Raw genomic sequence first — 13818 nt, forward strand, 5'->3', positions numbered from 1 at the left:
AGCCATACTTAATATTTTTTGTACGATTCATATAGATATTCAGATGCATACTATTCATCAAATTGCGAGAGTAGCATCTTCAACTATAACTACTTGTTTTCTTTAAGCCTCACCCCCTTTACTTTTAGCTTCAAATTTCTCCCTCTTCTCGCTGAAGATGAGATGATCAGCATAAAATTGGTTAAACAACCCCTAAGAGACCCGTTCGGGTGGCGCGATTGATTGGATGTTTGAATAATTCACTTAACACTACGCAAGCCGCGCCACGCGCCCAGGACTCGTCGTCCATTGGTTTGATGACCAGTTCGAGATCGTTGTCTAACCCGTCGAAAATATGTTGTTTCATCATCTGACTGGCTGCCTCTATGCGGGCATCGCCGGTTCGTGTCCCTTCGCCTGATAGCACGATTAACCCGGGATTGAACAGGTTGACCAGATAGGAGAGGCCGAGGCCGAGCCAGCGGCCGGCTTCGCTTAAGATCTCTTGCGCGACCTGATCACCTTGCTCCGCGGCCAGGGCTACGTGCTCTAGCGTTAGCTGACTGGTACTTTGCATGGCCTGACGCAAGCTTGTCTGCTTGCCCGCTTCCACCGCTTCGTAGGCCATTCTGACGACGGCTGGATCGCCGGCCAGAGCTTCAAGACAACCAGCTTTCCCACAACCACAGCGTGGACCGCTGGGTTGTAGTGTGATATGACCGAACTCTCCAGCTCCTCCTGTGGCACCGCGGTCGAGCAGTCCATTGGAGACCACTCCCATACCGATACCACGACCGATGGTGGCGACCAGAAAGTGGGATCGTCCACGGCCTGCGCCAAACCAGTTCTCCGCTATGGTCAGGGCATTGACGTCGTTTTCGATGTATACCGGCAACTGTAAACGTTGCTCGATTGGTTGGGCCAGTTGCACCTGGCGCCAACCAAGGATTGGCGAATACGTGCAAATTGATTCCTGGCTGTCAATCATACCGGCCAGCCCGATACCCACACCTATTACCTTTGATCTGGGTATGGCGGATTCCGCCAGGCTGGTTTCTATGGTCTGGATAATAGCTTCGATGGCGATCTGTGGATCTTGCAGACCGTCTACCCGTTTGCTGGTGCGATGCACAATTGTGGCTTCCATATCAGTAATGGCGGCTACGATTGCTTGATCGGTGAGCTTAATGCCCACCACGAAGCCAACATGAGGATTAATGACGAGGAGGACCGGTGAGCGTCCACCTTTGGATTGGCCCCCGCCGAGCTCGCGAATAAAGTCTGAGGCGAGTAGTTCGCCAGTCAGACCTGAGACCGCTCCCTGGCTCAAGCCAGAACTATGAGCGATGTCGGTACGCGACAGCGGGCCTCGACTCCTGATGAGGTTCAGTATGATACTTAAATTGATCTCTTTCATAAAGTCGCGGTTGCCAGTTCGTACCAGTCCACTTCGACTGTTTACATTCTTACTTGACATTCCTGCAGCCCCCCGGCTATACTTTTTTCAATGAAAATACATTAACATCACAAATTGTTGTTGTCAACAGTGGCAATTTGCAGGTGTTGTCCTGAAGCAACTTCGCAAGGGGGCGAAGGCTTATCTCTTCACACAGGAAAACGAGGAGGCAGACGTGATTGAGATTAAAGACAAGCAGATTGTGCTTAATGATAAAGCCTGTATTATTCTTGCTGGTGAGATCCATTATTTCCGTCTCAGGCGTGAGGAATGGCAAGGTCGTATCGATAAGTTGAAGGCCGCCGGTTGCAATACCGTGGCTTCTTATGTGCCCTGGTTGTGCCATGAGCCGTTTGATGGTCAGGTTGATCTGGAAGGCAAGACACGTCCTGAGCTCGATCTGGCTGCCTTTATCGATCTGTGCCAGCAAAATGAGCTCTATTTCATTGCGCGCCCAGGGCCCTTCATCATGGCGGAAATGAAAAACGAGGGCTTGCCATACTGGGTATATAGCAAGCATCCCGAGATTGTGCCACTTGGTTGGGATAGCAAACCAGCTCCTACGCGCACGATTGACTATCTGGCTCCAGCTTTCCTGCAAGAGGCTCATCACTGGTATAGCTCTATCATGCCGCTCCTTGCTTCTCGCCTGTATACCAGAGGCGGCAACATCATTGCTGTCCAGCTTGATAACGAGATCGGTATGCTTTCCTGGGTCAGTAACAGTCCTGATCTCACTGCTCATCTGCTGGCAGATTTCGTTGATTGGCTCCAGAAGCACTATGATCCTGAAACACTTACTGCGCGCTATCCCTTCAAACTTGCTATTGATCGCATCCGTGATGTTGAACTACGTGCTCCCCGTGAGGAGTTCGCGGCCGAACTGCAGCAAGATCTTGGCCATTACATGCGCAACCGCTTCGCCCGCTATATTGCTGTCCTGCGTAGTTATGCTGAAGAGTTTGGCGTGACCGCTGTACCATTTCTGGTCAATATTCATGGCACCGATGCGGGTCGTGGCCTCAGCTATCCCATTGGTATCAGTCAGCTATACGAGTCGTACACACAGGACGCCGGCTATCTGGCCGGCTCGGATCACTATCTTGGCGACCTGGATATGCGTAATTTTCACGATCTCTATGTGATGAATGCCTTCATGGACGCTACCAATAGGCCGGAGCAGCCTCTGACGTCGATGGAATTTGAGTGTGGCAGTGGGGATTATGATGATAACCACGGCCTGCACTATGATCCGTCCTCTGTGAGCTTCAAGGCCCGTATGTGTATCGCTCAGGGGAACAGGTTGCTGAACTATTATCTTTTCTGTGGTGGACGGAATTATATGCTCCCGGAAGCTGTGCATGATGGTAATGATCGTATCGCCTTTACCGGTGAGCGCCATGGTTTCGCGGCCCCGGTGGATCCTGAGGGCCGACTTACGTATTCATACCGTGCGTTGGCGCAGGTGAACAAGGCGATCTCGGCTGTTTCTGACAAGCTGGCGACCATGCATGAGGAGCACGACGCGCTTACATTCGCCTTTATCCCGGACTACTACATGACCGAGTACAGATATCCCTCGAGTGCGAAAGCCAATGAGATTGTGCGCAACCTGGAAGCCAATCGCGGCGCGGGTGCCTGGGATGCGTTGGCCAAAGCTCTGTTGCTCGCTGGCTATCGCTTTGGCGCGCTGGATGTCCAGCACCGAGAGCTTGTTCCTCAGACGACTCCCCTGCTGGTACTGCCCTCGGCCCGCTACATGGCTGGAGCCCTTCAGCGCAAGCTGGCCGATTATGTACAGGCTGGTGGCAAGTTGCTGTTGTATGGTGAAGTGCCGTTATTTGATATGGAGGGTCGGGAGGAGCGTATCCTGGCGGATGCGCTGGGTTTACAGCCTGCTGGATCCCGCCGGGCCGTTGATTATTACTATCTCTCGCTGCGTACTGCTGGCTGGCTGGCGCCCCGTCCCGAGGTACGTGCTAACTATGCCCAGTTTTTTGCATCAGAGCATGGAGAAGTCCTGTTGCGTGCCGCCGATACTGGCGAAGCCTGTGGTTTTGACGTACAGGTAGGCCAGGGGCGTGCGATCGTGATCTCCGCGGCCTATCCCTGCGTTATCCCTGTGTTCCGCACGATGCTGGAAAAGCTGGGCGCTCAGGCCGTTCTGACGCACGATTGCGAGGAGCACGGTATTTTCATGACCACCACCGCCACCGAAGCCGGAGAAAGGTTCCTGCATATCCTGAATCTGGATGGTTTTGACAAGTCCTTCCACATCAACGAGCAGGGATCTCCCTTGTTTGAGGGGCGCCAGTTGCAACTGAGGCGCAAAGAAGGATTGATGTTGCCACTCAACCTATCTATCGGGGATGTGCGCATCGCCTATGCGACCGCCGAGATTGTGGGTGTCGATGAGCATGCGCTTCAATTCCGTTTAAGCCAGCCCCAGGATGTGATTGCCATTGCCAGTTCACGGCAGGTCATCCCTGATCAAAATTATCATGTGAAACGGCTTGGCGACCTCCAACTCGTCACCTCCAACAAGCCCGCCGCCCTTGATGATCAGCTTACCTTGCATCTTGGCCGATAGCTACTGTATATGCATACGTAAGTTATGAAGCATAAGCCATCCCAGATGTTATTGGAAAGGGGGGCGGCTATGCTTTTTGTCCTCTGATGAGGTTATTTTTGTAAAGTAGCCATAAGAAGGGTTCTTCGACCCGTCGTGGGCTGACGCTGGAGATATGGCCCAGGGTATCGGGGGGCTGGCCCAGTGAGGAGACGCCGAAATACTGGTAGTTGGCAAAGTGTTCATGGATATATTTGTAGAAATTGGGAGAGAGCCAATCATAGAGTCGGTGTTGAATGTCGGTATGGAGTGATTGGAGATCATTTAAATTCAGAGTGCCACTATGTGTACTGGATTGGAGAAGGGGCGAGCCGGGATCGTCGAGGCTGTCTGCCAGCATGTCGATTTTTGAGAGGGTGAAGGCCACCGGAATCTTGATTTTTTGGGTGGCGCTGATGTTTTTGACACGCTCGAAAAGCTCACGTAACGCGCGAACAATGTTGTCAGGCGCAGCCGCCCGGTCTAGATCTGGTAGTGTCTGATTGGTGATCTTCTGACGTACCCCTGACATCTGCAGTGGATCGAGTAGAAAAATAATGCCATCTGCATCACAGATATAATGGCTGTAAGTGGAGAGTGTGGCATGGCTGGTCATATCCTCACCAGCGGTATCAAAAAAGCTCAGATTGAGTGCTCGCCGCGGCTTGCCATTGCCACCACCAAAGAGTAAGCGAAAGATAATAGGTGAACGTACCTGGGCATCCAGCGCTGATGGCAGGGTTGGATTGAGTACCCGGCGTTGCTCAAATAGCGGTGCATAGAAGTCTCGGGTCCAGCGTACCTGGGAATCATCGCCTAGAATGCTAACTGTAATATCAAAGTTTTGTCCCACGGAGTGCATCAGGGAGTGGATGAGGGAGGCTATATAGTGGGATTTGCCGGTGGCACGGCCTCCAATGATAGCGATGACTTTTTGTTCAGTCTGGGCAATATTTGAGGGTAGTTCAAAATGGCAGGTAGGACATATGCGGGTTGTACTGTATTCTTTGCAGGTATTGCAGAATAACTCATTTGGTGTTGTCAGGGTCAACATACCTCTTTTCTTCTCTGGAAGAAGCACTCGGCCCATTCTAATGCGTCCCAACCCTCGGCGTAAAGCATATTCGTTGTCCGGTCCTATATCTGGACAACTGGGATTGATACAGCGGAAATACGTTTCCTGCAATGAGAAACGCGCGAAACAGAAGGGACAGGTGATCTTATGATAAGACGGGGTAAATGCCATGATATCCATATCCTTTATTTATAAATAAGAGAAATAGGGTATGGTTGTCTAACAAGACAACTATACTAACCTGGATGAATTGATTTGGGTAAATATTAGCGTTGCATGGTAATCTCGCGTGCAATAGTGCTAAAGGTCTCACTTAGCCTGCCCAGATCTGTAAAAAAGCTTTGCTCGTTGGAAGAGGCAATCGCGCGTAGGAAACTATGATCTGCACGGCCAAATCCGATGGCTATAATTTGTATTTCTGCCTTGTGACAGCGTTGCGCAGCCACAATTGCTCCCAGGCGACCCATCCATGCTCCATCTGTCAGGACCACCGCATAACGTGGGCCAGCGGTATCATGCAATAAAGTATAAACTTTGTTTAATGAGCCTGCTGATGTGCCCCCACCGGATGAGAGTGAGTCGATGGCCCGACTAATCTTTCTGGCGTCTTGCGTGGCATGCAAAGGAACATGCACAAAGCTAGAGAAGGAGATCAGGCCAATGGCAATCCTTGAGAGATCACACTGCTGGACAAATTGGTGGGCGGCCTTCTTGGCTTCGCGTAGTGGTCTGCCCGTCATGCTGCCAGAGGTATCGATGTCCAGGTAAACGGTTATAATCTCTCCTGGCACCTGCTGTTCGCGCGGACTGCTTAAAAAACGTGCCGGGACATCGGTCGGGATTGGCTGAATGTCCAGGGCCAGTGGCTGACCGGTGGTCCGCTCGGTCGCTGAGATTGTGACGGTACCATTTTTGTCGTAGGCATAGGTGATATTGAGTATGGCCGTTTTACTGTTTATGTATGGAAAGCGACTGAACATATAGCGACCCAGATACGAACATTGCTGAGGATCTTCCGTCTCACCCTGCGTGAGAAATACTTCTAGTTCTGTGTTGCCATCCCGGCGCAGGGTCATCTCGAAAGGGCGTGTCTGCTGGGTTGGGATCCCGTTATTTTTGGGAATAATCATACTGTTGATATAGCGGGCCCGGTCGGCGCTTTCGACGATCAAACCCAGGCTGTGGGCGATGACATCCACGGTGCGTTTTGGTGCGCGTAGCACGAAGTGATCTTCTGTTACCGGATTCTGGCTGGCCTGCAGACTCATCGCAGCCTGGATGGCGGCCCCAATGGCGACGGCCTCGTCAGGATGAATACCACCCATAGGTGGTTTGCCTGACATGCGTTTGATGTAGTCGCTAACCATGGGCATACGGGTTGAGCCGCCTACGGGCAATACGCCTGTAATCTCTGCCCAGCTCTTTCCAGCGGTTCGCAGTACACGTTCTGTTAAGAGCTGAGTGCGCTCCATTAATCCTTGTGTCATGCGTTCAAACTGCTCGCGGGTTACGGTATAGCTGCCAACCTGACCTGAGGCCTGAACACGGATGCTAGCATTCTGACGCGCGCTAAGCTTACGTTTCAGCTCTTCTGCCTGCACACGTAGCGCATTGACATCGTCGCCAAATAGCTCCAGCCCAAATTCTTGCTCAAACTGGGCCTCTACATGACTCAGCAGGCTATCATCCCAATCTTTACCACCTAGATTGTCGTCCCCATCCGTGCCAATTACTGTTAGTTCTGTGGAGGTAATCACGACCAACGAAACATCAAAGGTACCACCGCCCAGGTCATAAACTAGAAAGAGTTGCTCCTGGGCATTGGGACCCGGACGCTGACCGTAGGCCAGTGCGGCTGCGGTCGGCTCACTGATGATTTGTAATACATTCAAACCCGCTTTGTGACCAGCTTCAATAGTTGCGCTACGCTGGGCATGTTTGAAGTACGCCGGTACTGTAATGACCGCGTCGGTCACCTTCTCACCTAAATAGTCTTCGGCACACTCCTTCAAGTAGCGTAAAATGATAGCCGCCAGATCGGTCGCAACATAATCGGTGTCCCCAAAAGCTAGCAAAAAATCAGGATCACCCATATGGCGCTTAAAGAGTAACGCTATCTCGGTAGCGCCCGCCGCCATCTGTTCGCGTGCCTCTTCGCCTACAATTGGCCTGCTGCCATCAAACCAGATAATCGATGGTGTGACGGTGTTGGCATCGCTATTCTTGATTACCTCTGCTCTCCCTTCGCCATTGATAAAAGCAATAGCAGAATATGTAGTTCCCAGGTCAATACCGACAAAGCTACCCATTGGTGATACTCCTGCTCGCACGGCGTGCGAATAGTATTGCTATTAGAAGAAGATTGTTTGTTTTTGATAGGAAATTTTTATGTTTTAGCTGCTATATTTGTATACTAGCATTCTTTAATGTTATTATTATTTCGTGAACATTGCAACAGATTGAGATGCCAAAAACGCGGCCAGAGTTTGAAGTGCGTTGGTAGGTCGCTACAGTATTATACCAATCTGCTTTATTCTGTTTCAAGAGAGTATTTTCTCGGCTAAAGAGGGATTTTATATGGGATTCATCGCTCCCTGGCATAAGGTAGTATGCCCGAGCTGTGGTACGGATTTTTATCCCGGGTCAGCTGATATTGTTTCAGGATTGAACCCCAATAACGTGATGCAGACAGCTCCTACCCATAATGTCCTGAAGGTTCTGTCACGTTTCTGGATTACGGCTACAAAGGGGAGAAAATATACCCGGCAGCTGGCTGGCCGGCAATGTCCTAATACCGACTGTAAACGCGTCTTACCTTATAATATAGAACGTGCCAAAAGTTATACAATTGCTATTATTGGTGATGGCTCGGCTGGTAAAAGCCATTATATTGCTTCTTGTATTCATTTATTAAAACAGCGTCAGGCACTCCAGTTGATTGGTTGTAGCCGCATTGTCGGCTGGGGTAAGACTGAAGCGATCTATCAATCAAAGTTTTATCAACCAGTTTTTGGTAATTTACAGCCCATTCCTTTGACGCCCAGGGCGCGTTCAGAGATTAATGAGCCTTTGATTTATGAGCTTATCTTTAAGAAAGAGGCCTGGTGGAAGCCTGCTAAAAGTGTCAACCTCTTCTTTTATGATGCTTCAGGCGAAGATCTGGCTGAACAGGATCGTATGGTGCAGTATAGCTCTTATGTCCTTAATGCATCGGCGATCATTTTTCTGGCCGATCCTCTTACAATGCCGAATATTGTGAAGGCTTTACCATCAGACTTGAAGCCCGGCGCGATTCGTGAGCGCAGTTCTTCAGAGGTATTGAATCGTATTACCGAGACCTTCAGAATGGGCCAGGGGCTGGATGCGGGCGCGTCGATTGATATTCCGGTAGCCATTGCGCTCTCCAAGGCAGATCTCTTGAAATATGTTGTGCGCTCACAAGAGGCGACAACCCAGTTTTTGCGTGAGACAACGTCGACTAACCGCTTGAATACGGCGGATTTTGCCACTATCAATGAAGAGGTCCAAAAACTGATCTTGCGGGTTGGTGACAAGGTATTGGTGCAGTCGAGTGAGTTATTTAATACTGCCTCCTTCTTTGCTGTCTCGGCCACCGGATGGGCACCCGATAAAGGCAAGTACCCGGCGATTGAACCATTACGTTGTCTTGATCCTCTGCTCTGGATCTTATGGAAGCTCAATGTGATTGAAGCTGAATAGTGCTACTGACTTCTCTGCCTTTTTCAGGAGTAGATAGCAGAGTATGGGCATGTTCAAAATAGATAGGAGAGAGACGTACGATGGATCAACTCTGGTATACCTGGTCTACTGTTGGTTTGGGCAGTGTGACAGGGCATCGAGTGCGTGCGGCCTCACATGAATTGGCAGATTTACATGGCGATTGGTATCGCGAGATTGAACGGCATCTGCAATATGAATTACCTGATGGCATTAATCCTTATGATATGACAACTGAGAGCGCGCCACATAGTCTGGCTTATATCAATACAGAGCGGGGGCTGATTATGCTTCATCGTGCCTACGCTGGTGAAGATGCCTATGGGCGCGCAGGCGCATTTTTTGTGCATGTGCTGGCCAATCTTAAAGATAGTTCAAGTTCCGCTGCTATTAATTCCTGGGGCTCTTCTTTTTGGAAAATGGGTGATGATTTACCTCCCGATCAACTTGATTTGCCACAGGTTTTCGAGCTACCTGTTGGTTCACTGAATGCTGCTACGATTGCCCATCAGTCAGATAGCCAGCGACAACTTTATCGTCAGAATCTAACCTTCTTAATTGAAGCCTACCTCTCTCTGAATGATTGGCAGAATATTTATATCGAAACCTACGCTGAAGAAGGCGTGCATGAGGCAGCTGAACGCAATACAGAGCTTATCTGGGGCCTGTTGCATTGTCTTCCGCCCGGCCTGACTAAATCAGTTACTTTCTGTACCTATGAAGCCCATGTAGAGCACTCACCGGCTCGCATTGTGGGGACCTGTTACTCTTCGCTGGATGCGCTGCAGCGTGCTCAACCCCTGGATGGTCCTACTCTCAAGTGGGCCTATGGACGGGACGGGAACTCCTTGCTGTTTGATCCGGTGATCCCGCCACTGGCAGATATGCCCGCTGCCGCTCCTGAAAATAATCAACAGGCTAACTCTGAACACCAGCAGTTGCGGCAACAGTATGCCCGCTATGCAGTTGTCAGGTTGCTCAGTGGTAGCGATAAAGATCTCAAAGAGTTAGAGGCTCTATTTAGTTTGAGCCAGGATTGGCAGGTTAAGGATAGAGTCACCTTCTTGCTGGCCTATAAACTTTTCTCCGCCAGTAAATTGACTGCCGAAGATATGCAGATGGTCTTTGACCCCGAGCGGGCTGTTTCCTTACTGATACCAGAAACGGTACGCGCTGCAGTACTCCAATTTATGGTTATCCACCATCCACAATGGTGGTTTACCGTAGGACAGACATCCTGGGAAGAGCTTTATCAGCAATCTTATACTACACCCGGACTCGCACAAACCCTGGCGGATTTTGCCACCTATATCAAATATGCCATCGTTACTGACCTGATTGGTGGCAATCCTAAACGTGCCAACGTTTACCTGCCGTTGCTGACCACTATCGCGCCGCCTCAGCAGTACAAAGAATTATGGAAGTCACTATTAATAGAACTGACGCCGCGCCTGACTTCTAATCAACAGCTGTACCCCTATCAATTATTCGAGTCAGCTTTCTATCTTGGCTTGCTAGGAAATTGCTCATATGTCTCAGACATTCCCGAAGATATCCTGCGTTCCTGGCTCCGCATCCCCTGGGAAAATGTTAGTGTCCTGTGTCAACAGAACATCTCCCCCGCTTGGAAAGCCAGAGCTATCGCCTGGCTCATCCTAGGGGATCAAGGACAGTTTCCTCAAGACCTTGTTAAGATTGTAATGTCTGTGCAAAAAGATTATGAAGCGGCTCTCCAGTATATAGTCTTCTCGGAAAAGGCTGCCCCCGCTCTTTCTAATCTCATTATGCTGATCAATGGTTTTGGCTATCAGTATGGAGCATCTGCCGTTTCACAACTCTTATTCACCTGCTGCTTAAGTGCTCGGGAGATCGAGCGTCTTTTCAGAGAGACGCGATTAAAATGGTCCGAAATAGATGTGATTTTCTTGCAGCACTGGGAATTTTTATTGTTGGTAGCCTCAGATGTGCCAATTGTACTTCAGTGTACGGAAAGATTCTTCAGCAACTTATCAGATGTATCTGTTTTAAAGCAGCCTGGAACTGTTTCACTGTTAAAAACAGTTTCCAAAAAAATGACAATGCCTTCTTCCCTGACAGAGGCTGTACAAGACTGGTCTTTAATAAGAGAAACTATGCAGACGAGCAATAATAATAATGCCCGTTTGCTTGTACGAAGCGAAACAAACTTAAACAGGCTGGTCCTTGCCATTCAAAAACGATCGTTGCAGAAAGATAGCTACTACCGGACCATGCTTTTCCGCTATTTGATTAATGGCATCGAGCGTGCGGAAGATCTGGAACGCTGCAAGAAACATCTCTCACCAACATTTTTTTCCCCTCAGCATGGTCGCATGGCTTTTATTCGTGAGCTCGATCTGCTGGCTGGTGAAATATATCAGTCACATATGAATCCTGGTTTGCTATTGCCGTATATCTATCAGACTATTCTAGACGCCTGGGATTATCCTAAGAAAAAGAAAGAGGATGTCATACCAGCGTTGTTGGGCTCGCTCTTGCAGAATGCTGATAAGAAGACCTTTGATTTTATCGATCGACATAATCGATGGCCGGACGAAGTTGAAAAAGAATGGAAGTATTATTCAGAAGATTTACGTCCAGGCTCATTACTTGGCTTTATTCCGTTTCGATGGGGCTCTTCCAAAAAGAACGAAACCGCACAACAACCTGCTATTTCTTCTAACGTAACTGTTCCAGCCTCGAATGGGCACGCTCCTGTACCTGCTCAAGGCCTCTCACTACAACATCAGCAATTACCTAACACGTACCAGCCTACAACTACCGCTGCTGGTCAGACGCCATTGCAATCTATTGCGCATAATTATACATCTATGGATAATGATAAACATGTCTCGCCAGTCAGAGCTTCAAATGACGACATCTCTGTTTCTGCTGTTTACGGTCAAGAAGGACATACTACTGTAAAAGCTCTCTCATCATTTGATGCGAATATAATTGCCTGGTTTCAAGAGAGAGGGATTTCTTTCCAGGAATTTCAAAGAATGGAAGAATTAAAAGGGTTCTATTTTCTATATAGAAAGTCTTTTTATAAACCCTCCGCAGGGAAATTTTATCGTGATCTTCAAATGCTTGAAAATACCAGAATAGGCTATCATAGCGATAAAAATCATACCATCAAATACTCTATCAAGACAATTGTATATGATCCATATATTACTCAGTTATTACTTGAATATCAGCCGGATATAAGTGCGGATTTAGAGCAAAAATCTATTAAAATAATCGATAAAGTGAGTGGAGTGAAGGATTTTGCAAAATATATCGAAAAAAAATATTCTCTGCAAGATTTGAAGGAGGTAATTTTATATTTTCTCCGGGCTCGTGCCCTGGAAATGTCGTTATTGAGCTCAAATCAACAGGACAGTTTGGAATATTGGATAAGTCGACAGCAGTTTGAGCCTATTAAGTTTAATCAATCTTTGATTGATGATTATAAGAAGAAGAGAAATATTTGAGCCCAAATTTACAACACTTGATTTGTATTCCTAGCATCGAATGTTGAAGGTTGAACCTACTTTGTTGCTTTTATTGATCATTGGTATTTTTGTATGGCCTGGGCTGCGAGGATGGAGCGTGGGGTCGTTTGTTCTTTTGTATGTGGTGTTTTGAGACTGTTTTTTTTTGTTTAAGGGAGATATTTGAATAGCTATGCTTAACGATAAAGATGCTGTAATTGATCAGCTAACTGATCTGGCCACTGAGGTCGATAGCAGTGATCCAAACGGGGCCATCCGTCTGCGTGAGCTGAGTAATGCGGTGCGTGGCGGCCAGTATGCCGATGCCTGGGCCGGCAATGACTTATACAATTTGATTAATATCGATGCGATCGTTAATCGCTATCGCGTACAACAAAGGGTGGATGGTCGTATTGCGCTGGTTGAGACATGCCGCAATATTTTTATTTTCTTGCCGCTCTTTTTTACCTGGCTAGGAATCGCGCGCGCGATTCCTGCCTACTATACCCTGGTAACCCAGTATCCAAAGTTTAGTACGACCCCCTTTCTGCAGCTCTGGCAGGGTGGTTTTAATGGCACGTCTTCCTGGGGCTGGATCGATACACTGGGCGGTATCGCTACTATCGACTGTATCTTGATCTCCATCATTGTGGTACTTACTATCTATTCATCCATCATGACGCATAATTCACAGATGAAGCGGGATCGCAAAGCTGAGGCTCTGCGTGATAATCTGGCCCATGCCCTGGCCGGGGCGACCCTTTTCCTATCTACGCGCCACTGGACGCAGCCAACCAATTTCGTGGATCGCTTTAACTCTGTCGTTAATAGTTTCAATTCAGTCATATCGGGCCTGGAGGAGCAGATTAAGACTGAGCGCCAGGAACTGGCTCAGTTGGCCGAGCGCCAGCGCCAGGAGTTCGCCCTCTTTAATTCCTTTAAGACTTCGCTGGTGGCCAGCATGGATAATGTGGCGACTACTATTCGGGATCTCAAGGATTCCCAGCAGGTGCTGAATACCAGTATTAATAGCCTGGTGGCTCCCACACAGGAGATGACTAATCAGCAGAAGACGTTGCTGGTGAATTCTAAGAGCACATTGGATCAACTGACCCGCCAGGCCGTAGCCCAGGAAGATGTGGTGAAGCAGCAGAAGCTCTGGGGTGAGAAGTTGCATAATGTATTGACGATCCTTGATGGAACCGTCAATGAGGCGAAGACCCTGTCGTCTCATATCTCTAAGTTTACGGAAGAGCAGAAGGGGCTGGTTAAGCTGCTGCAGATTGAGCATGGAGACCAGGCTCAACTGGTGAAAGATATTATCACCAATACGAATGCCATGAATCGCATTATTAAGCAGATTGATGAGAGCGCTACCAATATCAATGGTGTGACGGTCAATATGGGCGAGGTTGCGCGACGTATCGCAGCTAAAGTACCTGTCTAATAGCTGTGAAGCAGGTCAATC

7 protein-coding genes are annotated in these 13818 nt (G+C 48.7%); 4 read left to right on the forward strand and 3 right to left on the reverse strand.

The window, feature by feature from the left end; all coding sequences use genetic code 11:
• Window positions 1–181 precede the first annotated feature (181 nt).
• Entirely contained in the window at window positions 182–1456 is a 1275-nt protein-coding gene (locus EL633_RS31720; RefSeq protein ID WP_126631215.1) for an ROK family protein, read from the reverse strand.
• 154 nt (window positions 1457–1610) lie between these two features.
• Here EL633_RS31720 and EL633_RS31725 point away from each other — a divergent pair, with 154 nt between their 5' ends.
• On the forward strand, window positions 1611–4025 hold the full coding sequence (locus EL633_RS31725) for a beta-galactosidase (protein WP_126631216.1): 2415 nt from the start codon (window positions 1611–1613) through the stop codon (window positions 4023–4025).
• A 67-nt stretch (window positions 4026–4092) separates the two neighbouring features.
• On the opposite strand, the gene EL633_RS31730 is transcribed toward EL633_RS31725, so the two are convergent.
• On the reverse strand, window positions 4093–5289 hold the full coding sequence (locus EL633_RS31730) for a TRAFAC clade GTPase domain-containing protein (protein ID WP_126631217.1): 1197 nt from the start codon (window positions 5287–5289) through the stop codon (window positions 4093–4095).
• Window positions 5290–5384: 95 nt separating this feature from the next.
• Window positions 5385–7427, reverse strand: a complete 2043-nt coding sequence (locus EL633_RS31735; protein WP_126631218.1) for an Hsp70 family protein — start codon at window positions 7425–7427, stop codon at window positions 5385–5387.
• 373 nt (window positions 7428–7800) lie between these two features.
• Here EL633_RS31735 and EL633_RS31740 point away from each other — a divergent pair, with 373 nt between their 5' ends.
• The 3 genes from EL633_RS31740 (at window position 7801) to EL633_RS31750 (ending at window position 13797) form a co-directional block, all read left to right on the forward strand.
• Window positions 7801–8838 carry a TRAFAC clade GTPase domain-containing protein gene (locus EL633_RS31740; protein ID WP_246039345.1) on the forward strand — a complete coding sequence of 346 codons (1038 nt, stop codon included), beginning with the start codon at window positions 7801–7803 and terminating at the stop codon, window positions 8836–8838.
• Between the two features lie 80 nt (window positions 8839–8918).
• Window positions 8919–12350 carry a GAP1-N2 domain-containing protein gene (locus EL633_RS31745; RefSeq protein WP_246039305.1) on the forward strand — a complete coding sequence of 1144 codons (3432 nt, stop codon included), beginning with the start codon at window positions 8919–8921 and terminating at the stop codon, window positions 12348–12350.
• Between the two features lie 193 nt (window positions 12351–12543).
• Complete coding sequence (locus EL633_RS31750; RefSeq protein ID WP_126631221.1) at window positions 12544–13797, forward strand: hypothetical protein; 1254 nt, start codon at window positions 12544–12546, stop codon at window positions 13795–13797.
• Window positions 13798–13818 lie beyond the last annotated feature (21 nt).

The organism is Dictyobacter alpinus, assembly GCF_003967575.1.
GTDB classification, from domain to species: domain Bacteria; phylum Chloroflexota; class Ktedonobacteria; order Ktedonobacterales; family Ktedonobacteraceae; genus Dictyobacter; species Dictyobacter alpinus.